Here is a 24,833-nt window from a genome sequence, read left to right on the forward strand (position 1 = left end):
AGATGGCGGGAACACGGCTGGGACGGCGGCGAGCGCCTCGCCGCCTCCCTGTCGATCCTGCGGGTCGAGGCGATGATCCGCGAGCAGGCGAGCAGGTTACTCAAAGAGCACGAGCTGACCTACCCCCGGCACGAGCTGCTCACCTTGCTGCACTTCAGCCGCTACGGGCAGATGCCGATGGGCCGCATCAGTGAACGCCTGATGGTGCATCCCACCAGCGTCACGGGCACCGTTGCCGGGCTGGAGAAACTCGGCTTCGTCGAGCGCGTTCCGCACCCGAGGGACCGACGCGCCACCCTCGCACGGATCACCGATGCCGGCCGCGCGGCCGTCGAGGCGAGCGCGCCTGCGCTCCTCGGCAACGAGTTCGGTCTCGGTGCGCTGTCCGAGCAGGAGGCGCGCCAGCTGTTCGACCTGCTGAAGAAGGTGCGTGATGCACCCCAGCGGACGACTGAGGTCGAGGACGAGGAGCTCTCGGAGGAGGACTACTGGGAGATGCCGGCGACAGCAGAGTGAACAGATCCTCCGTTCGCGCCGGCCTCCAGCGGCCCGCACCGGCGACCGACCGGCGTGAGGCCGTCCGCGGGTGGTTCCGACGCCCGCCGGGCCGGCACCAGGGCAGGAGCCGCCGCCTCACGAGGGCCCGGAGCTGCGCTTCTTACGGAGCGATGACGAGACGCACCCGCGGCGCAAGCGGCGCTCTACGGTCCGAGATCGTGCGCGTTCTCGTCACCGGCGGTGCCGGGTTCATCGGGTCGCACGCCGCCGATCTGCTGGCCGCGGAGGGACATGAGGTCGTCGTGGTCGACGCCCTGCTGCCTCAGGCGCACGCCGCGCAGGCGCCGCCGTGGACCCGGGCACACCGGTTCGTCCACGGGGACGTCCGGGACGCGGCGGTGCTGCGCCCCCTGCTGTCCGGGATGGACGCGGTGTGCCACCAGTCGGCGATGGTGGGGCACGGTGTCGACCCGTCCGACGCGCCGGACTACGCCGCGCACAACGACCTCGGTACAGCGGTGCTGCTGGCCGAGATGCACCGCGCCGGGATCGGCCGGCTGGTGTTGGCGGGGTCGATGGTGGTCTATGGCGAGGGGCGCTATGACTGCGCCGAGCACGGCACCGTCCGGCCCGGTCCGCGCGCCGTCGCCGATCTCGACGCGGGTCGTTTCGAGCCGCGGTGCCCGGCCTGCGGACGCGAGCTCGTGCCGGGCCTGGTGCCGGAGAGCGCCCCGCCGGACCCGCGCAGCACGTACGCCGCGACGAAGCTGGCGCAGGAGCACCTGGGGGCGGCGTGGGCACGGCAGACCGGCGGTGCGGTCTGGTCGCTCCGGTACCACAACGTCTACGGGCCGCGGATGCCGTTCGGCACCCCGTACGCGGGCGTGGCGTCCCTGTTCCGCTCCGCGCTGGAGCGCGGGGAGGCACCGCGGGTGCTCGAGGACGGGCGGCAGCGACGCGACTTCGTGCACGTCGCCGACGTCGCCGCGGCGAACATGGCCGCGCTGACCGCGCCGGTCGACGGGTTCGCCGCCGCGAATGTCTGTTCCGGTGAGCCGCATACGGTCGGGGAGCTCGCCATGGCGCTGGCGATGGCCATGGGAGGCCCGGAGCCGCAGGTCGTCGGGGGCGCGCGGCCGGGGGACGTACGACACGTCGTCGCCGATCCGGCATTCGCCCACGAGCGGCTCGGCTTCACGGCCCGGGTCGCGTTCACCGACGGGGTGACAGCCTTCGCGACGGACCCGCTGCGCGCGCCGGCGTCTCTCTCGCGCCCGGCCGTCATCGATCGGTAAGCACCGGAACCCGGTCCGATACGCCCGGCAGGACCGAAGATCAGAACGTGCACCGAGTCGAGATCGTCCTGCCCTGCCTCGACGAGGCCGAGGCTCTGCCCTGGGTCCTGACCGCGCTGCCTTCCGGGTGGCCCGTCCTCGTCGTCGACAACGGCTCCTCCGACGGCACCGCGCAGGTGGCGCGGGCGCACGGCGCCCGCGTCGTCGTGGAGGATCGCCGCGGCTACGGCGCCGCCGTCCACACCGGGCTGGAGCACGCCGGCGCCGAGCTCGTCGCGGTCCTCGACGGCGACGGGTCGCTCGATGTCGACGTCCTGCCCGCGATGGCTGCGGACGTCGCCGCGGGCCGGGTGGACCTCGCCGTCGGCCGCCGGATACCGGAGCCGGGCAGCTGGCCCTGGCACGCCCGCGTGGGCAACGCGCTGATCGCGGCCGAGCTGCGCCGGCGTGGGGTGCCGGTGCACGACGTCGCGCCGATCCGGGTGGCCCGGCGCGCGGCGCTGCTCGGGCTCGGGATCGTCGACCGGGCCTTCGGCTACCCGCTCGAGCTCCTGCTGCGTGCGGGCGCGGCCGGCTGGCGGATCGAGGAGGTGCCGGTGCGGTACGCCCGCCGCGCCGGTGGACGTTCGAAGGTCTCCGGCTCGGTCGCCGGCACGGCGCGGGCGGTACGGGACATGGCAGGGCTGCTCCGATGAGGGCGACCACAGCGGCGGGGGCGGCAGCGGCCGGGACGACAGCGGGGACGGCGGCGACCCTGCTCGTGCTGGCCAAGGCGCCGGAGCCCGGTCGCGTGAAGACGCGCCTGTGCCCGCCCGCCTCGGCCGAGGAGGCGGCCGATGTCGCCGCGGCCGCCCTGCTCGACACGCTCGACGCGACCGCAGCCGTGCCCGGCGGACGCACCCTCGTCGCGTTCACGGGCCGGCTGGCCGGCGCGGCCCGGCGGGTCGAGCTCCGCCGGGCGCTCGTCCGAGCCGGCGGGATTCGACAGCGCGGAGACGGTCTGGGCGAACGTATCGCGGCCGCGCACGCCGACGCCGCCGCACGGCATCCCGGCGTCCCGACCCTGCAGGTCGGAATGGACACACCGCAGCTCGACGTCCTGCTGCTGGTCGAGTGCGTGGACCGGCTTCGCGGTGCCGACGCCGTCCTCGGTCCGGCGCGCGATGGCGGCTGGTGGGCGCTCGGGCTGCGCGACCCCCGCGGGGCCGGACCGGTCGCCGACGTCCCGATGTCCCGCGCCGACACGGGCGAACGCACGCTGCACGCCCTCCGCACCGCTGGCCTGCGGGTGGCCCTGCTGCCCGAGCTGACCGACGTCGACACCGCGGAGGACGCCCGCTCCGTTGCCGCCGACGTTCCCGGCTCACGCTTCGCCCGGGCCGTCGAGCGCGTGGAGGCTCTCCGCGCGGCGTCATTCGGCGACGCCCGGTGACGAACGCGCTCCGCCCCGCCGCGTTCGACGCCCTGCTCGCGGGCCACCCGGGCAGCCTCGTCCGGGACGACGGCCGGCCGCTGCTCCTGGACGCAGCCCGCTGGCGGGCTGTCGCCGACGCCGACGACGTCTGGCTCCTCGACCGGTGCACCGGACCGACCCTCGACCTGGGCTGCGGGCCTGGCCGGCTGGTCGCGGCGCTCGCCGCTCGCGGCGTCCCCGCGCTCGGCGTGGACAGCTCGTTCGTCGCCCGGGCACTGTGCCGCCGCCGGGGCGCGGCGATGGTGTGCCGGGACGTCTTCGGGCCCCTGCCCGACGAGGGGGCCTGGGCGCACGTGCTCCTCGCCGACGGCAACATCGGCATCGGTGGCGACCCCGTCCGGCTGCTCGCCCGCGTCGCAGCCCTGCTCGTGCCGGGCGGGACCGCGCTGGTCGAGGCCGGGCCCGAGCCACGCGAGTTCTGGTCCGGCACGGCTCAGGTCTCTGGTTCCGCGCGACGCCGTGTGGGTGCCGCCGTGCCGTGGGCGTGCGTCGGCGCCGAGGCGCTGTGTGCCCTGGCCGGGAACGCCGGCCTCGTCCCGACCGCCTGCTCGGCAACGGTGGGCGGTCGGACGTTCGTGGAGCTCACCCCGATCGCGGGTTGAGGGCCCGGTCAGGCCTGGGCTACCGCGCGCGGCGGGGCCGGCTCGGGTCGCAGCCCCGGCAGTGACAGCTCGAACAGGCAGCCGGGACCCTGGTTGCGCACCTCGAGGCTCCCGCCGTGCGCCTCGGCGAAGGCCCGCGCGATCGCCAGCCCCAGACCGGCTCCCGGCCCCTCCCGAGGGGTCCGGGCGGCGCTGCCGCGGAACCCGACGTCGAACACCCGGTCCAGGTCCTCCGCGGGAATGCCGCCGCAACCGTCCAGGACTCCCAGCCGGACGCGGCCCTCGCGCATCCCGCCGGAGAGCACGACCCGGCCGCCCGCGGAAGTGTGCCGTATGGCGTTGGTCAACAGGTTCCGGATGGCGCGGGTCAGCTCGGCGTCGCTGCCGTGCACCACCGGCCAGCCCTCCGGGTCCTCCGCGACGATCCGCACCCCGGCCGCCTCGGCCGCGGGCGCCTCGGCGGCGACGGCGTCGGAGACCAGCTCTCCGAGCGCCACCGGGACGAGCCGTAGTGTCAGGCCCGCCGAGGTGGCGCGGGACAGCTGGAAGAGGTCCTCGACCATGCCGGCCATCCGGTTCGACTCGCGGCGGATCCGCCCGAGGTAGTCCTCGACCTCGGCCGGCTCGCGCACCACCCCGTCGGCCAGGGCATCGGTCATGGCACGGATCCCGGCGAGCGGCGAGCGCAGGTCGTGGCTCATCCACGCCACCAGCTCGCGGCGCGCCCGCTCGCCCCGTCGCACCGTCTCCAGCTCCGCGGCGCTCGCCTCCCGCTGCCAGAGTGCCTCCCGCGCGAAGCGGCTGCCGAGCCACCACGCCACGGGCACCGTGACCAGCCCGACCACCACGCACACCGCGATCGTCCCGACCAGCTGCGGGGTGTACATCAGCCCACTCACCCCGACCACACCGCCGAGCGCCGCCGCAAGCGGAACCAGCGCCAGCGTCGTCATCGCCGCCGTGATCGACCGCCGCCGCATTCGATGCAGCAGCAACCCGCCGACGACCGTGACGGGCAGCGCGAACAGCAGCGCCAGCGGCACCGCCCGGGCGAGCTCGGTGAGCACGGTCAGCTCTCGCGGTCGTAGCGGTAGCCGGTTCCCCAGATCGTCGCAATCCGCCGGGGCGCCGTCGGATCGGTCTCCACCTTCTCCCGCAGCCGACGTACGTGGACGGTGACGGTGGAGCGGTCGCCGAACTCCCACCCCCACACCCGGGCGAGCAGCTCCTCGCGCGTGAAGGCCTGCCCGGGATGGGCCAGCAGGAACGCCAGCAGGTCGAACTCCCGGGCCGTGAGGGCCAGCTGGTGGCCGTCGAGCACGGCGCTGCGGGCCGCCGGATCCACCCGGAGTCCCCCGTCGACCAGCACGGGGCCGGCCCCGCTGGAGGCCGTGCCGGTCCGACGCAGGATGGAGCCCACCCGCAGCACCAGCTCCCGCGGGCTGAAGGGCTTGGTGACGTAGTCGTCAGCGCCCAGCTCCAGACCGAGCAGTCGGTCATCCTCCTCGCCGAGCGCGGTGAGCATGACGATCGGCGGGAGGTCGCCATCGGCGCGCAGGGCCCGACAGACCTCCAGACCCCCGAGCCCGGGCAGCATCAGATCCAGCACCACGACATCGGGCGGTGTGGTCCGGGCCGCCCGCAGCGCGCCCGGGCCGTCCGCCGCGAGTGCCACGCGATGCCCCGCGGCGCCGAGGTAACGGCCGACGACGTCACGGACGGTCTCGTCGTCGTCCACCACCAGGACACGGGCGCACACACGGCTCACGGTAGTCCCCGAACGCGCTCTCCCGAACCGGTTCGTCACCGGTCGGTAAGGGGTCTGACGAGCTGCTTACCGATTCCCCGCAGCGCCCGCGCGGCGGGCATACCCGGCCTAGCGTCGCCGGCCATGCGGATCCGTTGGCGGAGCCCGATCCGGGGCCCGTGGCTGACGTCGGTGCTGGGGCTCGTGCTGCTGTGCGCACTCCCCCTGGTGATCGTGACCGGGCTGCTCGACTGGGTCGCCTACGGTCCCGGACAGACGATTCCGGCCGACGTCGGGGCCCTGCACCTCCCGCTCCTCGGCTGGCCGACGCGGCCGTCCTGGCTCTTCCGGCTCACCCAGGGACTGCACGTCGGCCTGGGAATCGTGCTGGTCCCGGTGGTACTGGCGAAGCTGTGGTCGGTGATCCCGAAGCTGTTCACCGCCCTCCCCCGCAACCCGCTCAGGGCCGCCGAGCGCGCCACGCTGGTGCTCCTGGTCGGCGGGATCCTGTTCGAGATCGTCACCGGGCTGCTGAACATCCAGTACGACTACGTGTTCGGCTTCAGCTTCTACGCCGCCCACTACACCGGGGCCTGGGTGTTCACGGCCGGCTTCGTTCTGCACGTCGCCCTCAAGCTCCCGGCCATGACGCGCGGGCTCCGCTCCCGCTCCTTCCGGACCGAGCTGCGTACTCCGCTCGCGCAGACCCGGTCCGAGCCACCCGGTGACCTCGTCGCCCCCGAACCGGACCCACCGACGCTCAGCCGACGCGGCGCTCTCGCCCTCGTCGCCGGCGGATCGCTGCTGCTCGCCGGCATGACCATCGGCCAGACCGTCGACGGGCCGCTTCGCGCCACCGCCCTGCTCCTGCCCCGCGGGCGGACCCTGCCGGGGGACTTCCCCGTGAACCGCACCTTCGCCGCGTCCGGCGTCGCCCTGGCCGCCGTGAGCGCGGGCTGGCGGCTCGAGCTCGGCTCGCTGCGGCTCACCCGGGAGCAGCTCATCGCGCTGCCGCAGCACACCGCTGCCCTGCCGATCGCCTGCGTCGAGGGCTGGTCGACCCAGCAGACCTGGAGCGGCGTGCGGCTGCACGACCTCGCCGCGCTGGCCGGGGTGCCCGCACCGACGAGCGCGCTCGTGTCGTCCGTGGAGGTAGGCCCGTTCGCCCGAGCGACCCTGACCGGGGCGCAGGTGCGCGACCCCGACGCCCTCCTCGCGTTGCGCGTGAACGGCGCCGACCTCAGCCCGGATCACGGCTTCCCGGCCCGGGTGATCGTTCCGGCGCTGCCGGGCGTGCACTGCACGAAGTGGGTCCGCTCGATCGCCTTCACCACGAGCGGACCGCGGACGTGACCGGGCTGCGCGCCGTGGGAGTACTCGCCTGCCTGGCGCTGGGCGCGTACGCGGCGACGATCGTGGTGCGGGACCCGTCGCTGCACCCGTCGATCCCCTGGATGCTCGCCTGGTTCGCCGGAGCGCTGCTCTTCCACGATCTCGTCCTGGCCCCCCTGTACACCGCGGTCGACCGGATGCTCGTGCGCCTGCCGGCGGCCCCGGTGCCGCTGGTGAACCACGTCCGGGTCCCGCTGCTCGGCGCCGGTCTCACGCTGCTCGTCTTCCTGCCCGGGATCATCCGGCAGGGCGGGCCGGTCCACCTCGGCGCGACCGGCCTCGACCAGGCCCCCTACCTGACCCGCTGGCTGTGGCTCGTGCTCGCGATGGCCGGAGCGTCCGCCCTGGTGTGGGTCGTGCGGGTCACCAGACGGTCAGCAGCAGGTGGTTGACGGCCAACGCCAGGACAGCCTGGGCCACCAGCCACCGCCGAGGATGCGAAAGCGCCCCGCACGCCACCACCGTCCAGACCGCGAACGGCAGCCAGATCCGCTCCACCTCGGCCTTCGACATGCCCGAAACGTCGGCCAGCACGATCGCCCCGAGCGCCGCGAGGACGAGGAACGCCGCCGGCCGCGGCAGTACGGGGATCCGGAGCAGCGCCGCCACCACGGCCGGGCCGAGCGCGAACGCGACCGCCGCGAGGTCCGCCCACACGAAGTAGGAGTAGGGACGGCTCGCAGCGATGCTCGCCGCGTAGATCACCCGCACGTGCTCATAGCCCTCGACCCACCAGAACCCGGCAGCGGTGAAGGCTGCGACCACGATTACCACGCCTCCGAGTGCGCCGGCGAGCACGCGCCACCGGCGCGTCGCCGCGAGGACCGCGACGGGGAACAGGCCCCCCAGCACCAGCCCGTAGGACAGGTACAGCGCGTACCCGAGCAGGAGCCCCGCCGCCAGCGCGACGAGATCGGCCCGGACACCGCGCAGCGAGGCCGCCACCGCGACCAGCGCAACCCCCCAGGCGAGCCAGGCCGCGAACAAGCCGTCGGCCGAGACCCCCACCCACACCGCGCCCGGGAACAGCACCGAGAACGGCAGCACGCGCCGCGCCAGGTCCTCCTGCCCCAGGCCGCGCAGCGTGACCGCCACCGCCACGCACGCCGACGCCCCGGACAGGATCACCACCATCCCTGCCGGTCCCCCGCCGCCGAGCCCGAGCCGGTCCAGCCACACGAACAGCAGGAACGCCCCGGGCGGATGCCCGCCGACGTGCGTTGCCCAGAACCAGATCTGGGCCGGGTCGACCTGTGTGGTGAGGATGTGGTCGCCGAACTCACGCAGCATCGAGGCGACCGACGTGACCCGCGGGACGTCGTGCAGGTACTCCTGGCTGCTCGAGAGCCGCTCGACCACGCCGCGCTGCCAGCCGTCGACCAGCGCCAGGCCGAGCGTCCAGGCAGACGCGGCCGCCCACGCAGTACACAGCAGGGGCCCCCATGCGGCTCGGCCGGCGACGCTCGGGCCCCACGCCGCCACCGCGACAGCCACGACGACTACGGCTGGGGTACCGGGGCCGACGTGCGGGAGCCACTCCGCCAGTAACGGTGGCCAACCGAGGAAGATGCCGACCCCTGCCGCGAGCAGCCATCGCCCCACCACGGCGGCGGCGACCACCAGCAACATCACGGTGAACACGGCGACGACATCGCCACCGCGCACCTCGGTCCTGGACACGGGCTCACGCTAGGGATCACTTGGGCGGATGTTTCGTCGCCGTCCTCGATCCGTAATGCCTTGCCCCGCCGGCGTCCGGTGTACACAGGTTCGACGCCCGGGCTGCGGACCTGTTGTCCGGTCTGGTGAGCGAGGTCGGTCGCGGTGAGGCCTTCGAAGGCCGTCCGTGGAGGGCGGCTCCGACCCGGCACAGCAGGCGCAGGTCGAGGTTTGCTTCCTGCAGGCTACGGGCGCGGTAGGACCCGGCCTCGGTAGCTACCTGCCCGGCCGATCAGACCGATTCCTCCCGGGTGCTCGAGTTGGCAGGCTCGTGACCAGAACGGCGCGGGTGTACGGCAGGTCGAAGCCCGGCGCTGCGCGTTCTGCTGGGACTTCGATCCGGGCTGCATGATGATGACCCCGATCTCGCATCCCGCGGCGGCCGCGTCGACGAGGCGGGCCGTGAGGAGCGCGGTCTGGACGCCGTGCCGGCGGTGCGCGGGCGTCGTGGCGGCTCCGGCGAACTGGGCGATGCCGCCGGTGAGGCGAAGGCCGGCTCCGCCGGCGAGCCTGCCGTCGCGGAAGGCGGCGTAGCGCATCACACCGGCGGCCGCGGCGTCGCGTTCGGCCAGCTCGTAGGTCGCACGCGGGAACTCCTCGTGCCAGGGCACGCCCTGGACGTCGGGCCGGGCCACGCCGTCGGCGACCACGCCCAGCCACGCGTCGAACTCGTCGTCCCCGCTGGGACGGACCTCGATGCCAGGCGGTGCAGGCGGCCCGGAGTGTCGGTCGAGCCGTCGACCGAGGACGTTTCTCGAAGGACTCGAGCCGGAAGCCACGGGTCGTCAGCAACGCAGCGATGTCGGGGTCGGCGAGGTGAGCGAGCTCGACCTGGGTGGGCGTCGCGCTCGGTGAACGCGCACTCGATCGCGTCGAGCTCGTCGGCGCGCGGTACGCCGGCGAAGCCCGGGCCGGCGACCTTGTAGGGCGAGCCGTCGTCGGCGAAGCTCGCGACGCCCCCGGCGATCGGTAGCAGGAGTCCCCGCCCGCCGTCTCGCCGTCGACGGGCGGCCCGTGCGGCCGCGGAGATCAGGTCGACCTCGGCCCGCTCGACCCGCGCAGCGAGCACGGTGTCACAGAACAGGGGTGTGCGATCGAAGTACATGCTCGTACGTGGCCTCGGTCCGTCCTCGTCGGGCTCGGTGGGGTCACGCGGGCTGGTGGGCAGAGCGCAGGGCGGGGTTGTGGGCGGTCGGGTCGCGGAGGCGGCGGGCGGGTCCTGCGACTTGTCGGCGGTGCCGGGCACGGGCGCGCGGCGCTGAAGCAGCACAGTGAGCCCGACGATGACGAGGCCGCTGCCGAGTGCTTGAACAAACACCGAGCGACTCGCCGAGAAGAGCGACGGCCGTCGCCGTTCCGGCACCGGCTGCAGGTTCTCCAGCAAGGCGGCGCGGGTCGCGGTGACGGTCCCGATCCCGAAGTTGAAGGCGAAGAGCACGCCCAGGCCGCAGCACAGGACCACGAGGGCGGCGACGATGGTGTGGGGATCGGCGGTGACCAGTCGGGTTCCACCGGTGACCCACGATCCGAGGACGAACGGGCTCATCGCGATGGTGGCGACGAGGAACTGCCAGGCGGTGGGCGAAAGGCCCACACCGTTCCCGTCCCTGGCGTGCCGGACCACACGGTGAACGCCGCGCCGCAGGCCACCGCGGCGAGGAACAGAAGGAGGAACAGAAGTTTGCCGGCGAAGGAATCACTCATGGTGCCGCTCGGCGCGATACCGAACGAGACCAGTGCGGTGCCCGCGAGCCCGAGGGCCAGCGCATCGGCGGACCGTGGGCCGACCCGCTCGCGCAGGACGACTGCGGCCAGCAGCACGGTCAGGAGCATCTCGCTCCCCAGCAGCAGCGACCCGGTGGTCGCTGGTCCGGGCCAGGCCGAGGTCGCCGAGCAGGAAGCTCAGACCCCTGGTGAGGGCTCCTTGAAGCAGACCGCGGCCTGCCCCGGCCCGACGGAGCCGACCGGTGGCAGTCGCGACGGTCAGCAGGACCATCGCGGAGCCGCCCGGCTCGACGGCCGACAGATCGGCCGGGCGCAGGCCGCGCAGGACCGGTACGGAGACCGAGGTGCCGACGCCGAACCCGATCGCGGGTGAGAGGCCGGCGACCTCGCCACCCAGCAATAGGGACGGCCGCGCAAGCGCCCCGGTGTTCATGGCGTCTCTCCTGCGTGCGGTGCCGACTGCGGGCGGGACGGCCAGCTGATCTCTTCCGGGGCACGGCGATGACGCTGCGGAACCGGCCTTGCGGGATCGTCGCCGGGTGCGGCGCCGGCAGGAGACACACCGAAAGCCGCCATGGTGGTGACCTGCCAATGCGCCGGCACCGCGAACTCCGCCTCGACGCCGGCCCGGTCGAAGGCGCGGAACTGGCGCACGGACAACCCGAGCGCCTGGGCCTGGAACGTCATGTGGGCGACCGCCTGACCGAGGTCGTAGAGGGCGAACTCGGAGTAGTCCCAGTCCGTGCCCTCGACGAAGCGGTGCGCCAGGTTCGCGACCAGGATGCTTGCAGCAGGCGCCCACGCCGCCGAGCTCCGGGCGAGGTGCGCGACCAGCCGCTGATGCACCGGATCGCCCCGCAGCCCGACGAGGAACGCCCACGGTTGCGAGGTGCCCGCCGAGGGCGCCCAGCGAGCGGCCTCGAGCATCACCGCGACCTGCTCGGTGGTGGCCACATGCGACGGGTCGAACACCGCCGGGCTCCAGCGCGCGGCCAACAACGGATGCAGCGGCAGGTTCACGTCGGTCATCTCCAGCATCATCCCGGCGATCCGGCGGGTCCGACGAGCCACCCGGACCTGCGAACCGCGCCGGTCGGCCCGGGGCAGGTTGCAGCGCATGAACACCCGGCGTCGACCCGCAGCCCGTGGCATGCCTCGGGGCACCGGATCGCGCCCATGCCGGGCTCCGCTCGTCCGGGCGCAGGTCACGACACCCGTGGCGGCGGTAGAACGGCCTGTTCCACGGACGTCACGGAACGTGGACAGGGTGACCGCGACGTACCCGCGCTCCTGCGCCCACTCGGCAACCCGGGCGAGCATCCGGGACCCCAGGCCACGCCGGCCGTGCTCGGGCAGCACGTCCATCTCCTCGACGTAGGCGACGTGATCGCGCACCGACGCGATCACCATGCCCACGGGTCGCGACGTAGGCGTGGGTGCGCGGGCAGATCCGCCAGTGTGTCAGCACGACGTCGTGCAGGGCACGGTTGAGCTGACGATCCCCGCCGCGAGTGGCCCGGTGAGACGCACGATCCGGCCGCTACTGGCCTGCAGCGGGCTGGCCCCGGTCAGCGCAGCGAATGCGGCATCGTCGCGGCAGCGGTCACGATGTGCATACGACACGATCGCCTGAGCTGCGTCGACCGGCCCGATACCGACTCTGCCCATCAGCTCGGGCGCGAGATCACCTACAAGTTGACCGAGCTGCTTCTTGTTGCCCTGAGTCAGGCTTTGAAGGGGGCCGGTCCGTTCGAGCGCGACCAGACCGGCGGAACAGGGGCGCGGCCTGGGACTCGACCCACTCAAGGACTGACCGGGTCCGAGAGGCGGGGCTCCTCGGCGCCGGCCCCGAAACGCGGGGCGTCAGCGCCCGTTGCGGTGCGCCCCGAACCCGTCGACGATGTGGCGTTCCATCACTGCGAAGGCCTGATCCGGCCCGACCCGCATCGCCGCGGTGAGATCGTAGTGCTCGGAGAGCTGCTCGCCTCCCCCGTCGTGGGCGAAGGTGTGGAACTGCTCGAAGATCTGCAGGGCCTTGGCGCGGTCCCACACGCTGTCGAACAGCTCGACGAGGATGGGGTTCGCGGTGGCCTCGACGACGGACCGATGGACCAGCCGATTCAGGTGGTAGGCCTCGGCCGCGGTCTCCGCCCCCTTCTCGACAGCCGTCTCGATGACGGCCTCGATGGTGCGGATCGCGGGCTCGCCGAGCTCGGCCACCCGGCGCGCAGAGTAGGCCTCGACAGCGATCCGGGAGTCGTAGAGGTGGGCCAGATCGGCGGCGGCGATGGCGCGGACGGTGTACCCCTTGCGGCCGGTCGGCTCGACGAGTCCCTCCCGCTCCAGGCGGCGCAGGGCGTCCCGTACCGGGGTCCGGCTGATCCCGAGCCGCTCGGCGATCGTGTCCATGACCAGGCGCGAGCCCGGGGGCAGGTCCCCGGCCAGCATCGCCTCGCTGATCCGACGGTAGGCCTCGTCCGCCAGGGGCGTCCCCACCCGCCCGATGGGCTGGAGCACCATCCCGACCTCCCCGTCGCTGTCCGCGGTCCCGCTGTGCGGTTCCGCCGTCCGCCGCCCGCGCGTTGCCGGCCGGCAGGCGCGGGTCCTCCCGATGCGGCGGGCTCGGCCGGAGTGCCCGGTCGAGCGCATCGCCTCACCCGAACCGATCCTAGTGCTTGCGTGATCGACAGCGAGCCGCCATACTCTCATCGTATACGAAACACGGAATACGGATCCGGGGTCGTCCGGACCCGACGCGCACCGCCGACCGTCCCCACACCCCCTCGCGGAGGGCAGCGATGACAGTTTCCCGCGACTTGCCGGCCGTCGCGCCGGCGCCAGGTCGCACCGACTACGCGGCGCTGGTGCGCGAGGATCGAGTGCACCGGTCCCTCTACACCGAGCAGCGCATCTTCGACGAGGAGATGATCAAGGTCTTCGGTGGCCGCTCGTGGGTCTACCTGGCCCACGAGTCACAGCTGCCGGAGCCGAACTCGTTCCGGTCCGTTCGGATGGGCCTGCGCCCGGTGATCGTCACGCGGGACCGCAAGGGCGAGCTGCACGCGGTGTTCAACCGATGCAGCCACCGGGCCGCCACGCTGTGCCGGGAGGAGTCCGGCACCGCGAAGAGCTTCCAGTGTCCCTACCACGGCTGGACCTTCCGTAACACCGGCGAGCTCGTCGGGACCCCGTGGCCGCAGGGTTACGGCCCATCGTTCGACAAGGCCGAGCACGGCCTGCACAAGGTCGCCCGGGTGGAGTCCTACCGCGGCTTCGTCTTCGGGACGCTGAACGAGTCGGCCCCCTCGGTGGTGGACTGGCTGGGCCCGGCGGCGGGCTGGCTCGACTACTGGATCGACCGCGCTCCCGGCGGTGAGGTCGTCGTCCGCAGCGCCGCGCACCGGATGGGCTACCGCGGCAACTGGAAGCTCGCCTACGACAACGCCGGCGACGGGTACCACCCCGCCTTCTCCCACCGGTCGCTGCTCGAGATGGCCTCTCGCATGGGCGATGCGAAGGACATGGCCTACTTCGGCCGCTCCCCGGACGAGGGCCCCATGCGGACCTACATGCTCGGCAACGGACACAGCGTGATCGACCAGCGGCCGAACTACGACGACCCGGGCAGCTTCTGGGCCAACCAGCGTCCGCAGCCGGGCCGGGAGCGGTTCGAGGAGAAGATCCGGGCTGAGCACGGCGCCGGCGCCGACCGGCTGCTGGACCTGGCCATCGGCTCGCAGATCAACCTGAGCATCTTCCCCAACCTGTTGGTGATCGGGAACCAGATCCAGGTGATCGAGCCGCTCGGGGTGGACCGCACGCAGCTCACCTGGAACGCCACGACGATCGGTGGGGTTCCGCCGGATGTGAACACGATGCGGATGCGCACCCAGGAGGACTTTCCGGCCTTCGGTGAGCCCGACGACCAGGCCAACTTTGAGGAGGTCCAGCGCGGGCTGGCCGCGCCCGAGGCCGAGTGGGTCCTGATGAACCGCGGGTTGGACGTACCGGGGTGGCAGGAAGTCGGCACCGACGGCGTCGTGTCCAGCACCGCGACCGACGAACTGCACATGCGCCGCTACTACGCTGTATGGCTGGACCTGATGAGCGAGGACACCGCGCGATGAGCCACCGGATCCCGGCCGAGTACGCCGACACCTCGTCGTGGTCCTACCACATCGACGACCAGTACTACGCGGAGCTGGCACGCCAGTCCGCACTGCTGCGTGAGGACTGGCCCGACGCCGGTGTCACCGAGGTCGTCGAGGCCCAGTCCCTCCTCGCCCGCGAAGCCCGGCTGATCGACGTGGGCCGGTTCAACGACTGGCTGGAGCAGTTCAGCGACGATTGCCTGTACTGGGTCCCGGTGACCGCTGGCGCCGGGGACCCGACCGTCGAGGTCTCGCACGCCTTCGACGACCGGCGCCGGCTCACCGATCGCGTCTACTGGCTGCGCACCGGGCTGGCGTTCAGCCAGATCCCGGCCTCCCGGACCCGGCGGCTGATCGGCAACGTGGAGACGACCGTCGACCCGGTGACCGACGAGCGCCTGGTTCGCTCCACCTTCGTCGTGCACGAGTTCCGGGCCGGAGTCACCAAGACCTATCCCGGCTGGTACGGCCACGTACTGCGGCGGACCGACGACGGCTGGCGGATCAAGCTCAAGCAGGTCAACCTCCTGGACTCCGACCAGATCCACGAGAACCTCACCCTGGTGTTCTGATGAGCGACGAGGATCCGGCCGCCCTGCGGGCGCAGGTCGACGCGCTGCGCCACGAGAACGCGCTGCTGCATCGGCGGCTCGCCCGGCTGGAGCGGCAGGTCCGCAGCACCGGGCCGCTGATCGAGCAGACGCGGACCCTGTCCTTCTGGGACTTCACCCCCTACCAGGTCACCCCGGACGACACCTGGGTGGCAGTCGACCGCGGGAAGGCTGTGGCACTGATGGGCGCGCTCGCCGGGATCGACCACTGGGACCCCTGGGGCACCGGCATCGAACCGAGGCCGCAGCCATGACGACCGTCGCCATGCTCACTCATGTCGACGAGGCGGTCGGGGGGCTCGTCGACGAGGTCGCCCGCGAGCACGGGCACACCTGCCGGACGGTGCGGCCCTACCGCGGGGAGGCCTTTCCGAGCCTCGACGAGATCGGCGCGGTCGTCGCACTGGGCGGGCCGCAGGCGGCCTACGAGGACCACCCCTACCTGGCCGCGGAGGAGCGCTTCCTGGCCGACGCCTTCGACGCCGGCCTTCCGGTCCTCGCGATCTGTCTCGGCTCCCAGATCTTGGCCCGGGCGCTCGGGGGCTCCGCGTGGCCCGGGGACGCCGGGCTGGAAGCCGGCATCATCCGGGTCCGGCCGCCCGCCACCGCTGCGACCGGGGTCGAGGGGGAGTTCTTCTCCTTCCACTCCGACTCGATGACCCCGCCCCCGGGGGCCGAGATCCTCGCCGAGTCCGACCGCTACGTGCAGGCTTGGACGCTCGAGACGGCACTCGCGATCCAGTTCCATCCCGAGATGACCCTGGACGGAGTGCAGGACCTCCTCGCTGTGGAGGGTCCGAAGCTCGAACGGTTCGGTGTCGACGTCGCAGCGGTGCGCGCCGAAGCCGAGCGGTACTTCGCCATCGGTGCCCGGGACTCCCGGGCGCTGCTCGAACGCTGGTTCCACGACATCGCACCCGCCCGCTCCCGCAACTGACACGGAGGAGACACCCCCATGCCCACCACCGGCTCGTTCATCGAGCGCCACGGCCTGTACGGGCCCGAGAAGTTCGAGGCCGCCGAGCGGACCAAGAAGCTGGTCGAGCAGCACGATGTCGAGTTCGTCCGCGTCGTGTGGCCGGATCAGCACGGCCTGCTGCGCGGCAAGGCGCTGACCCGGGCGGCGTACATCAGCGCGCTCAAGGCCGGCAACGAGATCACCATGGCGCCGTTCTTCTTCGACACCGCCAACGCCATCGTGCTCAACCCGTTCAGCGCCGACGGCGGCTTCGCGGTCGAGGGCCTGGGCGGCAGCCCGAACGTCACCATGGTTCCGGATCCGGAGACCTTCCGGCTGCTGCCCTGGGCGCCGAAGACCGCGGTGGTCTTCGCCGACCTCTACATGGGCAACGGGTCGCTGTTCCCACTCGCGCCGCGCACCATCCTACGGAACGCCCTGGCCAAGCTCGCCGAGCGGAACTACACCCTCGTCGCCGGTATCGAGATGGAGTGGTACCTCACCCGCATCGTCGACGACCTGCTCGGCCGTTGCTCACTCGGCGCGCCGGGATCCCCGGCGGACCCGCCGCAGGTCGCCCCGGTCGCCCGCGGGTACAACTACCTGCTGCTCGACCACCTCGACGAGATCGACGAGGCGCTCACCCCGATCCGCGACTCGGTGCTCGCCATGGGCCTGCCGTTGCGCTCCTTCGATGACGAGTGGGCCCCCAGCCAGGTCGAGACGACGTTCGACGTGATCGAGGGGCTCGCCGCGGCGGACGCGGCCAGCCTGTTCAAGATGGCCGCCAAGCAGACCGCGAAGCGGCACGGGTACCTCGCCTCGTTCATGTGCACGCCGGCGATCGCCGGGTTCTACGCCAGCGGCTGGCACCTGCACACCTCCATCGCCGACTGCACCACCGGGGAGAACCTGATGGTCCCCGGCGAGGGCGAGGCCCTCTCCGAGCTGGGCCGACACTACGTGGGTGGGCAGCTCGCGCACGGCGCCGCGGCGTCCGTGTTCACCACCCCGACCGTCAACGGGTACCGCCGCCGGCGGCCCTATTCGCTGGCCCCGGACCGGCTGACCTGGGCCTACGACAACCGCGCCGCGATGATGCGGGTGATCAGCGCGCCGGGCGACAAGGCCTCGCACGTGGAGAACCGCGTGGGTGAGGCCTCGGCGAACCCCTATCTGTACATGGCGTCGCAGGTGGTCGCCGGCCTCGACGGCATCGTCAACCGGACCTCCCCCGGCCCGCTGAGCGAGGACCCCTACAGTGCCGAGGTCGAGCAGCTGCCGGCCAGCCTGTCCGAGGCGATCCGGGTGCTGGAGGACGACCAGTTCTTCCGCGCCGAGTTCGGCAGCACCTTCGTCGACTACATGGTCACGATGAAGCGCAGCGAGATCGGCCGGTACGAGGCCTGGGTGGCCGAGAACCCCGACTCCGAAACGTACGTCAACGGCGTCACCGACTGGGAGCACCGCGAGTACTTCGAGTTGTTCTAGTCCGTGCACACCCTGGACCCGGCCGGCGGAACACCCGTCGGCCGGGCCCGGCACCCCGATTTGCGAAGGCCACAGCCATGCCCAAGATCGTCTTCACCTGTCCGGACGGTTCCCAGCGTCTCGTCGAGGCCCGCGCCGGCTCCTCGATCATGGAGGCCGGCACCCGGTCCGGGGTTCCCGGGATCGTCGCCGAGTGCGGGGGTGCGCTCGCGTGCGCCACCTGCCACGTCTACGTCGCCGAGCGCTTCCGGAATGCGGTCGGCGAGGTCGGGGAATTCGAGGACGAGATGCTCGACGACGCCGCGGCCGAGCGCACCGAGGCCAGCCGGCTGTCCTGTCAGATCGCCATGAGCGACGCGCTCGATGGCGTCGAGGTCACGGTGGCTCCCGCGCAATGACGACCCGGCAGACGACCTCGCCGACGACCTCGCGGAACCTTCCCGCCCGCACGGGCGTGCTCGTCGTCGGCGCCGGTGAGGCCGGCGTGCGCGTGGCCGCCTCGCTGCGCGAGCTCGGCTACGACCGCCCGATCCTGCTGCTCGGTGAGGAGCCGCATCGGCCCTACCAGCGGCCGCCGCTGTCGAAGACCTTCCTCGACGGCACCGCCGACCATGACGCGCTGGCCCTGCGCACCCCGGAGTTCTACGCCGAGGCCGCCATCGACCTGCGGACCGGCCGAATGGTCACGCACGTCGACCTCGACGGCTCCGGCGCGGGCGCGGCCCACTGCGAGGACGGCGACGCCGTCGCGTTCGACCACCTCGTGCTTGCCACCGGGGCCCGGGCCCGGACGCTGCCCGTGGCCGGGGCCGACCTCACCGGGGTGTGCACACTGCGCAGCCTGCAAGACGCGGAGGCGCTGCGCGAGCGGCTGGCTTCGGCCGGTCGGGTGGTCGTGCTCGGGGCCGGGTACATCGGGCTGGAGGCTGCCGCGGTCACCAGCGCGCGCGGTCTGGACACCACGGTCGTCGAACGGGCGGACCGGCTGTTGAGCCGGGTCAGCGCGGCGCCGCTCTCGGAGTTCCTGCTCGCGCGCCACCGGGAGTGGGGGGTGGACTTCCGCCTCGGCACCGAGGTCGAGGCGGTCGTCGGCGACGGCGGCCGGGCGCGCGGCGTGCGCCTGGGCGGTGGCCAGGTGGTGCCGGCCGACCTCGTCGTCGTGGGGGTCGGTGCGGTACCCGAGACCGCCCTGGCCGAGAAGCTCGGCCTGCGCGTGCAGCGCGGGATCGCTGTCGACGCCGCCGGCCGCACGAGCCACCCCATGGTGTTCGCCGCCGGCGACTGCACGGTGCGGCCGCATCCGCACCTCCCGGGGGAGCTGCTCGGGGTGGAGTCGGTGCAGAACGCCAACGAGCAGGCCAGGGCGGTCGCGGCCAGCATCGCAGGCGTCACCCCGCCGGCCCCACCCGTGCCGTGGTTCTGGTCCGACCAGCGCGACCTGAAGCTGCAGATCGCCGGAATCTCCGGCGGCCACGACAGGTACGTGATCCGTGGGCACCCGGGCGACGGGGACGTCAGCGTCCTCTACTACCGTGCGGGCGCCTTGATCGCGTCCGAGTCGGTGAATCGGCCCAAGGACTTCATGGCCGTCAAGCGCGCGCTGGGCAAGGGGGCGACGATCCCGCCGAGAGCCGCGGCGGACGCGGCCACCCCGCTGAAAGACCTCATCCTCGAGCCGGCGTGACTCGAGCAGTCCGTATCCGGTGCATCCCGCCGGTCGCGAGGTGGCCGGGTGGGCGAATACCGCGCCCGACGACGACCTTGCGTGGGCGAACGTAGGTCTCCACGGGGCCTCGAGCCGTAACGGGCACTGCAGTTCGCCGAGAAGCGCCCGTAGCTGCGTCCGCACGGCGCCGACGCCGATCGGGGACTACGGCGCGAGCGCCGAGGACCTCGATGTACCCCAGGCCCTCGCACACGATCTGATCGCATTCGGCCGAGGTCGAGGCTGCCAAGCCCTTGCTCGAGTTCGCCGTTCGAGGGCTCATGCAACTGGCTCGAGCGTTTCGAGTCCTTGGTGGAACGCCGCGCCGCCATGCAGATTAGCACCGGTCGCCGTGGAGCTGGGCGCGGGTGAAGATCGGTGGGCGGCCGTCCCCAGGGCGTCGGCCGCCCACTTATCCCCGAACCTCCCCGGCTAGGACCTGTCCCCCGGTCCTGCCCGTCGGGGAGGGGTCTGCGGCGGCCCCTGCGGGCACTGCACGGGTGCGGTGTGGTCCTCGGCGATGTGCCGACCGATCACCGGCCCACCAGTGGCCGCAGTGGCCGTCTCGGAAGGTGATGGGCTCTTCTGCGTCGGAGCAGGGCCGGTCGGACTCGCCGGGCGGGAATGCCGCTGCCGGGCCGGCATGCCGGAGCAGGTACGGACCCGGGACGCGCCGTCCAGGGCGCTGGATGCTCAACCAGGACCCTGGCGCATCGACGAGCCCGACCCGCAGCGGCAGATAGCGCAGGTAGTGGCGTTCCTCGGCGCCCACCGTGATGACGTGGTCGGGAGAGCCGCTCGGGGTTGAACCATCTGCCGGGTCCTGCAATTGGCTCCGAGTACCTACTACGGCGCCAAGACCCGCCCGCCCTCGGCGCGGGCCTGCCGAGACGGCGAGCTGATTCCGCAGCTGGTCGCGTTCTGGGAGGACAACTACCGCGTCTACGGGGCCCGCAAGCTGTGGAAGGCGGCCCGTCGGGCCGGCCTGGATGTGGGGCGTGACCAGGTCGCCCGCCTCATGCGGGGGCGGCCGGGTTCGAGGGCGCCCGACGGACCAAACGCGTGCGCACCACACGGGCGGATCCCGTCGCGGCTCGACACCCCGACCTTGTGGAACGCCACTTCCAGGCCGAGGCGCTCAACCAGCTATGGGTCACCGACCTGACCTGATGGGAGAGCCAGCCACCGTGCTGGCGGCCGACGTGCTGGCGGGTGTCCCCTGAGATTTGACCGACCCGAGGCCCGCGCAACGCTGACGAGCAGGGCCCGCTGGCGGGTGTCCACTCAGCAGACGTGCCAGGTCGTGAGAGGTCTGAACGTAGACGGTGGTCCCGCCAGTCACCACAGGGTCGTGATCGGCTGGTGAGATGCCGCGCCTCGAGCGCTTCCATCAGGTCGCCGCACTGCCCCGCGGGCCCACGGGAAGCACTCGAGGTTCGGAGGAACGTGAGCATCACCTGCGGGATCGACTGGGCCGAGGCCCACCACGACGTCGCCGTGTCCGACGAGCACGGCCGGATCCTCGCCCGCCGCCGCATCGGCGCGGACCTGGGGCTACAGCGAGCTCCTCGCGCTGCTCGCCGAGCACTCCGACGAACTGGCCACTGTCCCGGTCGCGATCGAGACGGAAAGAACCTGCTGGTCACCGCCTTGCAGCACGCCGGGTTCGACGTCTACGCCAGCAACCCGCGGGCGGGGCCCGTTACCGGCTACGCCACGGGCAGACCGGGAAGAAGTCCGACCCAGGCGACGCAGCCGTGTTTGGCCGGGATCCTGCGCACGGACCGTCACCTGCACCGGCCGTTGCCGCAGATCATCGAGGAGGCGCTGGGGATCAAGGCCGCGGCCCGCCAGCACCAGGAGGCGATCTGGGCGCTGCACCAGACGATCAGCCGGCTGCGCGCTGTCCTGCTGGAGTTCTATCCGCAAGCGCTGGTCGCGTTCCCGAAACTCAAGCACCACGCCGCGATGGCGGCCTTGGCCGCGGCCCCGACTCCCGACGCCGGGATGCGACTGTCCAAGCGGAAGATCATCAGTCTGCTACGCGGCTGCGGTCGCCGCAACGACCCGGTCCTGGTCGACCAGATCCACCGGGACCTGCGCACCGCAGCGCTGCGCCAGCCCGAGCCGGTCGAGGCGGCGCTCGGCGTGACCGTCAGCGGCCTGATCGAGATCATCACTGCGATGCTGCGCACCGTCGCCGCCCTCGAGAAGCACCTGACCTCGACATTTGCCGAGCACTCGTTGGCGCCCGTGCTGCCGTCGGCGCCCGGCCTCGGGCCCATCCTGGCTTCCCGGGTGCTCGCCGAGATCGGCGACGACCCCGAGAGGTTCTCCAGCGCGAACGGCCTATGCGCCTTCGCCGGCACCGCCCCTGGTGACCCGAGCCGGTCGCTCCCGCTATGTCAAGGCACGTAAAGCGCGGCGTGCGGTGATCGATCTGCCGGCTGCGCGGTCGGCAGTGGATTCGGCAGCGACGAAGCTCGGTGTAGAGCGAGTCGAGCACGTCGGGGTCGACGGCGCCGGCCTTCAGGCCGCCGATGAACGGGCGGACGTGGTTCTCCAGGTACCGCGTGTACATGACGTGCGTGCTCGAGCTGACGTCGATCACTCGAGGTAGCGGTCGAGCAGCTGTTTGACCGTGGCGGACGTGCGCGGGCTTCGGCGCTCGTCGACCTCGTTGAGCATCCGGTGCGTGCCGCCTCGGCCTGAGCCCGGGCTCGAGGGCCGGGATTGATGATCTCCGTCAGGTAGTGGCGGCGACGGGTGACGGTGTCCCAGCCCGCGTCGACGCGCACGCGGAGACCGCCGCTGGGCAGCTCGTCGATGCTCCCACGGGGCCGCGTCCGACCGGCCTTCTTGCTCGCCATAAGACCGACGTTAGGAGCGTTCACCATCGGGTTCAAGAACCGGCTCCCAGCGCTGCTCCCCCTGTGGTTCCCACCGCTGCAATTCTCTGACGAGCGCGTCAGGATCCCGCCCGGCCAGGACGAGCTGTCTGTCCGTCGGTCGAAGAAAGCCTTCAGCCACTGCGTGGTCAAGGAACGCGAGGAAGAGGCTGTAGTAGCCATTTGCATCCAACAATCCCGTCGGCTTACGATGCAGGCCGAGTTGGGCCCAGGTCAGCGCTTCGGCGAACTCCTCCAGCGTGCCGAGGCCGCCGGGAAGCGCGACGAAACCGTCGGCGAGTTCGCTCATCATCGCCTTGCGCTCGTGCATCGACTCCACCACGTGGAGCTCCGTCAAGCCCTGGTGGGCCATCTCCTCCCCCGTCTGCTGTTGCGGGATGACGCCGATGACTTCTCCGCCCGCCTCGAGAGTGGCATCGGCGAGAGCACCCATCGTCCCGACGCCCGCTCCGCCGTACACCAGAGTGATTTCTTGACGCGCCAACAGCCGGCCAAGTTCACGAGCGGCATCGAGATAGCTCCGGCCTCTGCCAACATTCGAACCGCAGAACACACACAGACGCTTGATCGTGGCCACGCTGCCTCCCGCCGACGGTCCAGTCCGAACTACTCCTGCAAGTGCTCCCTCAGTTCAGTCCGAACTGCTCCGCCGCGCCTATAGCAGATGCGGACACCGCCAGCCGGATTCTGCGTGGACACAGGAGCAACCCCTTCCACGGGCCTCGCAGCGAGGCCCGGTACCGACGACGGCATCTCATCCGGTGCGCTGTCAGAACAGGTGATTGTGGCCACCGAAGACCTCGCTGACCGAGTCGTCGGTGAAGATCCGGCGGATGGAGTCCGCGAGGAGCGGTGCGGTGGAGACGACGTCGACGTTGGCCGGAACGCCAGGGCGCAGCGGGATCGTGTCGGTGACCACGATGCGCTCGAGCGGGGCGTCGGCCAGGTTCTCGTGCGCCTTGCCGCTCAGCACCGCGTGCGTGGCGGCGGCGAACACACGCTTGGCTCCGGCGCGCTCAACGGCCTCGCCGGCTGCCCGCAGTGTTCCGGCGGTGTCGATGATGTCGTCGACGATGATCGCGGTCCTGCCGCGGACGTCGCCGATGACGTGCCCGATCTCGGCGACCTGTTGGCGGGGACGCTCCTTGTCCAGGATCGCCAGTCCCGCGCCGATCCGGGTCGCGAACTGCTTGTTGAGCTTCACGCGCCCGGCGTCCGGGGCGACGACGACCAGGTCGTCCGGATCGTCATCCAGACACCCGAAGTGGTCGGCGAGCATCATCAGGGCCGTCATGTGGTCGACCGGGCGGGAGAAGAAGCCCTGCAGCTGGCCGGCATGCAGGTCCATCGTGAGTACCCGGTCGACTCCCGCGGACTCGAGCATCCGGGCGACCAGGCGCGCGGAGATCGGCTCGCGCGGTGCGGACTTCTTGTCCTGACGGGAGTAGCCGTACCAAGGGGTCACGGCGATGACCCGGTGTGCGCTGGCCCCCACCGCTGCGTCGATCATGACGAGCAGCTCGAGCAGGGCGTCGTTGGCGTTGACGCCGGTGACGGGGTTGCCGCACATCGGCTGAACGATGAAGACGTCTGCGCCGCGGATGGAGTCGGTGAAGCGGCAGTAGACCTCGTCGTTGGAGAAGGTCTTCAAGGTGACCGGCCCGAGCTCGACCCCGAGTTCGCGCGCGATGGCATCGGCCAGCGCGGGATTGGCACGTCCGGCGAAGAGCATCAGGCGCTTGTCGTAGCCGAGCCGCATGCTGGTGACGGGCGGGGCGGGTGCGGGCGCATCGGTGGTCATTCCGCGTACTCCGGTGGGGTTCGGACGCCCTCGAGGAGCTGCCGACCGAGGGCGTAGGCGCCGCGAATGTCGTCGCCGTCGAAGCAGACGGTCGCGCGCTCGCGCAAGACCGGGCTGCAGTTGACCCCGACTGTGTGCGGCAGGTGCTCGAACAGCAGACTGTCGGAGGTGGAGTCGCCGTAGGCGACGCAGTCGTGCTCGGTGAGCCCGAGCTCGGCGAGCAGGCCGAGGGTGATGTCGACCTTGTGCTGCAGGGTCAGCAGCAGGTCCTGGCGAGTGGGCCCGTTGGGGACGATGTCGGATCCGAAGGTGCGGTGGGCGCCCCAGGCCTCCAGCCGCCGGACGAAGAAGTGCGGCGACTGCGAGATGACCGCGATGTTCTCGCCCCGGCGTCGGATGTCGTCGAACACCTCCTGCACACCCTTGATCCAGGACGAGGCCGCGAATGCTGCGTCGATCTCGTCCTCGGTGACTTCGGCCCACAGCGGCAGCATCTGCTCCCAGAACGCGACCTCGCCGATCTCCCCGCGTACCCACGCCCGCTCGATCCGGTCGGCGGCCTCGAAGGTCCCCAGGTGACGCGCTAACTCCACCGAGGCTGCGCCGCGAAGCAGTGTGCCGTCCATGTCGAAGACGTGCAGGTAGGTGCGGGTCATGGCCGGCTCTCCAGATCGCTGAGGTGCGTGCCGTCGCGGCGCGGGGTCTCGACCCGGCCGCAACGGCACCATGATTGCTCGCAGCGCCGATGCGGGGAC

Annotated in this window: 26 protein-coding genes and 2 pseudogenes; 16 read left to right on the plus strand and 12 right to left on the minus strand. The window is 72.0% G+C overall.

What is annotated here, in order from left to right; all coding sequences use genetic code 11:
* The first annotated feature begins 72 nt into the window (after nt 1-72).
* The 5 genes from ACQP04_RS23860 (at nt 73) to ACQP04_RS23880 (ending at nt 3,869) form a co-directional block, all read left to right on the plus strand.
* Entirely contained in the window at nt 73-516 is a 444-nt protein-coding gene (locus ACQP04_RS23860; RefSeq protein WP_433502798.1) for a MarR family winged helix-turn-helix transcriptional regulator, read from the plus strand.
* A gap of 200 nt (nt 517-716) precedes the next feature.
* Nucleotides 717-1,793 (plus strand): NAD-dependent epimerase/dehydratase family protein, encoded by a 1,077-nt coding sequence (locus tag ACQP04_RS23865; protein ID WP_433502799.1) that lies wholly within the window; start codon nt 717-719, stop codon nt 1,791-1,793.
* 47 nt (nt 1,794-1,840) lie between these two features.
* A complete protein-coding gene (locus tag ACQP04_RS23870; protein WP_433502800.1) occupies nt 1,841-2,488 on the plus strand; it encodes a glycosyltransferase family 2 protein in 648 nt (215 codons plus the stop codon).
* Nucleotides 2,485-3,225: a TIGR04282 family arsenosugar biosynthesis glycosyltransferase gene (locus tag ACQP04_RS23875; protein WP_433502801.1), complete on the plus strand. Its 741-nt coding sequence runs from the start codon at nt 2,485-2,487 to the stop codon at nt 3,223-3,225. The genes ACQP04_RS23870 and ACQP04_RS23875 overlap by 4 nt, the downstream gene beginning before the upstream one ends.
* Complete coding sequence (locus tag ACQP04_RS23880) at nt 3,222-3,869, plus strand: methyltransferase domain-containing protein (protein ID WP_433502802.1); 648 nt, start codon at nt 3,222-3,224, stop codon at nt 3,867-3,869. Before ACQP04_RS23875 ends, ACQP04_RS23880 begins: the two co-directional genes overlap by 4 nt.
* Before the next feature lie 8 nt (nt 3,870-3,877).
* Here the strand turns inward: ACQP04_RS23880 and ACQP04_RS23885 are convergent, their stop codons facing one another.
* Both ACQP04_RS23885 and ACQP04_RS23890 read right to left on the minus strand, forming a co-directional pair.
* A complete protein-coding gene (locus ACQP04_RS23885) occupies nt 3,878-4,936 on the minus strand; it encodes a sensor histidine kinase (protein ID WP_433502803.1) in 1,059 nt (352 codons plus the stop codon).
* 2 nt (nt 4,937-4,938) lie between these two features.
* Nucleotides 4,939-5,637, minus strand: coding sequence for a response regulator transcription factor (locus ACQP04_RS23890; protein ID WP_433502804.1), 699 nt, complete (start codon nt 5,635-5,637; stop codon nt 4,939-4,941).
* A 123-nt stretch (nt 5,638-5,760) separates the two neighbouring features.
* Here ACQP04_RS23890 and ACQP04_RS23895 point away from each other — a divergent pair, with 123 nt between their 5' ends.
* Together ACQP04_RS23895 and ACQP04_RS23900 are read left to right on the plus strand one after the other, a co-directional pair.
* Nucleotides 5,761-6,969, plus strand: a complete 1,209-nt coding sequence (locus ACQP04_RS23895; protein WP_433502805.1) for a molybdopterin-dependent oxidoreductase — start codon at nt 5,761-5,763, stop codon at nt 6,967-6,969.
* Nucleotides 6,966-7,400 carry a hypothetical protein gene (locus ACQP04_RS23900; protein ID WP_433502806.1) on the plus strand — a complete coding sequence of 145 codons (435 nt, stop codon included), beginning with the start codon at nt 6,966-6,968 and terminating at the stop codon, nt 7,398-7,400. The genes ACQP04_RS23895 and ACQP04_RS23900 overlap by 4 nt, the downstream gene beginning before the upstream one ends.
* Here ACQP04_RS23900 and ACQP04_RS23905 read toward each other — a convergent pair.
* The 7 genes and pseudogenes from ACQP04_RS23905 to ACQP04_RS23935 form a co-directional block, all read right to left on the minus strand.
* Nucleotides 7,372-8,637: a hypothetical protein gene (locus ACQP04_RS23905; protein WP_433508426.1), complete on the minus strand. Its 1,266-nt coding sequence runs from the start codon at nt 8,635-8,637 to the stop codon at nt 7,372-7,374. The two genes, ACQP04_RS23900 and ACQP04_RS23905, sit on opposite strands and share 29 nt — an antisense overlap.
* A gap of 275 nt (nt 8,638-8,912) precedes the next feature.
* Nucleotides 8,913-9,377 (minus strand): GNAT family N-acetyltransferase, encoded by a 465-nt coding sequence (locus tag ACQP04_RS23910; protein WP_433502807.1) that lies wholly within the window; start codon nt 9,375-9,377, stop codon nt 8,913-8,915.
* 892 nt (nt 9,378-10,269) lie between these two features.
* A complete protein-coding gene (locus ACQP04_RS23915; protein ID WP_433502808.1) occupies nt 10,270-10,560 on the minus strand; it encodes a hypothetical protein in 291 nt (96 codons plus the stop codon).
* Nucleotides 10,561-10,881: 321 nt separating this feature from the next.
* Nucleotides 10,882-11,481 carry a nitroreductase family protein gene (locus tag ACQP04_RS23920; protein ID WP_433508427.1) on the minus strand — a complete coding sequence of 200 codons (600 nt, stop codon included), beginning with the start codon at nt 11,479-11,481 and terminating at the stop codon, nt 10,882-10,884.
* A gap of 234 nt (nt 11,482-11,715) precedes the next feature.
* Nucleotides 11,716-11,862, minus strand: a pseudogene (locus ACQP04_RS23925) (GNAT family N-acetyltransferase); the annotation flags it as partial.
* Between the two features lie 51 nt (nt 11,863-11,913).
* Nucleotides 11,914-12,120, minus strand: a complete 207-nt coding sequence (locus ACQP04_RS23930) for a transposase (protein ID WP_433508428.1) — start codon at nt 12,118-12,120, stop codon at nt 11,914-11,916.
* Between the two features lie 195 nt (nt 12,121-12,315).
* Entirely contained in the window at nt 12,316-12,972 is a 657-nt protein-coding gene (locus ACQP04_RS23935; protein ID WP_433502809.1) for a GntR family transcriptional regulator, read from the minus strand.
* 278 nt (nt 12,973-13,250) lie between these two features.
* Here ACQP04_RS23935 and ACQP04_RS23940 point away from each other — a divergent pair, with 278 nt between their 5' ends.
* The 9 genes and pseudogenes from ACQP04_RS23940 to ACQP04_RS23980 all read left to right on the plus strand — a co-directional run bounded on the left by ACQP04_RS23940 (nt 13,251) and on the right by ACQP04_RS23980 (nt 21,786).
* Entirely contained in the window at nt 13,251-14,579 is a 1,329-nt protein-coding gene (locus ACQP04_RS23940; RefSeq protein ID WP_433502810.1) for an aromatic ring-hydroxylating oxygenase subunit alpha, read from the plus strand.
* A complete protein-coding gene (locus ACQP04_RS23945) occupies nt 14,576-15,175 on the plus strand; it encodes an aromatic-ring-hydroxylating dioxygenase subunit beta (protein WP_433502811.1) in 600 nt (199 codons plus the stop codon). Before ACQP04_RS23940 ends, ACQP04_RS23945 begins: the two co-directional genes overlap by 4 nt.
* A complete protein-coding gene (locus ACQP04_RS23950; RefSeq protein ID WP_433502812.1) occupies nt 15,175-15,468 on the plus strand; it encodes a hypothetical protein in 294 nt (97 codons plus the stop codon). Before ACQP04_RS23945 ends, ACQP04_RS23950 begins: the two co-directional genes overlap by 1 nt.
* Nucleotides 15,465-16,151 (plus strand): type 1 glutamine amidotransferase, encoded by a 687-nt coding sequence (locus ACQP04_RS23955; protein WP_433502813.1) that lies wholly within the window; start codon nt 15,465-15,467, stop codon nt 16,149-16,151. Before ACQP04_RS23950 ends, ACQP04_RS23955 begins: the two co-directional genes overlap by 4 nt.
* 18 nt (nt 16,152-16,169) lie before the next feature.
* Complete coding sequence (locus ACQP04_RS23960) at nt 16,170-17,663, plus strand: glutamine synthetase family protein (protein ID WP_433502814.1); 1,494 nt, start codon at nt 16,170-16,172, stop codon at nt 17,661-17,663.
* 77 nt (nt 17,664-17,740) lie between these two features.
* On the plus strand, nt 17,741-18,061 hold the full coding sequence (locus ACQP04_RS23965) for a 2Fe-2S iron-sulfur cluster-binding protein (RefSeq protein ID WP_433502815.1): 321 nt from the start codon (nt 17,741-17,743) through the stop codon (nt 18,059-18,061).
* Complete coding sequence (locus ACQP04_RS23970; protein WP_433502816.1) at nt 18,058-19,347, plus strand: NAD(P)/FAD-dependent oxidoreductase; 1,290 nt, start codon at nt 18,058-18,060, stop codon at nt 19,345-19,347. The genes ACQP04_RS23965 and ACQP04_RS23970 overlap by 4 nt, the downstream gene beginning before the upstream one ends.
* A gap of 760 nt (nt 19,348-20,107) precedes the next feature.
* A pseudogene (locus ACQP04_RS23975) lies at nt 20,108-20,535 on the plus strand (IS3 family transposase); the annotation flags it as partial.
* A 279-nt stretch (nt 20,536-20,814) separates the two neighbouring features.
* A complete protein-coding gene (locus ACQP04_RS23980; RefSeq protein ID WP_433502817.1) occupies nt 20,815-21,786 on the plus strand; it encodes an IS110 family transposase in 972 nt (323 codons plus the stop codon).
* A 462-nt stretch (nt 21,787-22,248) separates the two neighbouring features.
* Here ACQP04_RS23980 and ACQP04_RS23985 read toward each other — a convergent pair whose 3' ends face one another.
* The 3 genes from ACQP04_RS23985 to ACQP04_RS23995 all read right to left on the minus strand — a co-directional run bounded on the left by ACQP04_RS23985 (nt 22,249) and on the right by ACQP04_RS23995 (nt 24,734).
* Nucleotides 22,249-22,845, minus strand: coding sequence for a TIGR00730 family Rossman fold protein (locus ACQP04_RS23985; protein ID WP_433508429.1), 597 nt, complete (start codon nt 22,843-22,845; stop codon nt 22,249-22,251).
* A 201-nt stretch (nt 22,846-23,046) separates the two neighbouring features.
* The gene (locus tag ACQP04_RS23990; RefSeq protein WP_433502818.1) at nt 23,047-24,078 is read right to left on the minus strand and encodes a ribose-phosphate diphosphokinase; all 1,032 of its coding nucleotides are present in this window, start codon (nt 24,076-24,078) and stop codon (nt 23,047-23,049) included.
* Entirely contained in the window at nt 24,075-24,734 is a 660-nt protein-coding gene (locus ACQP04_RS23995; protein WP_433502819.1) for an HAD family hydrolase, read from the minus strand. The genes ACQP04_RS23990 and ACQP04_RS23995 overlap by 4 nt, the downstream gene beginning before the upstream one ends.
* Nucleotides 24,735-24,833 lie beyond the last annotated feature (99 nt).

Origin of the sequence: Pseudonocardia halophobica (assembly GCF_050948485.1) — a bacterium.
Lineage (GTDB): Bacteria > Actinomycetota > Actinomycetes > Mycobacteriales > Pseudonocardiaceae > Pseudonocardia > Pseudonocardia halophobica.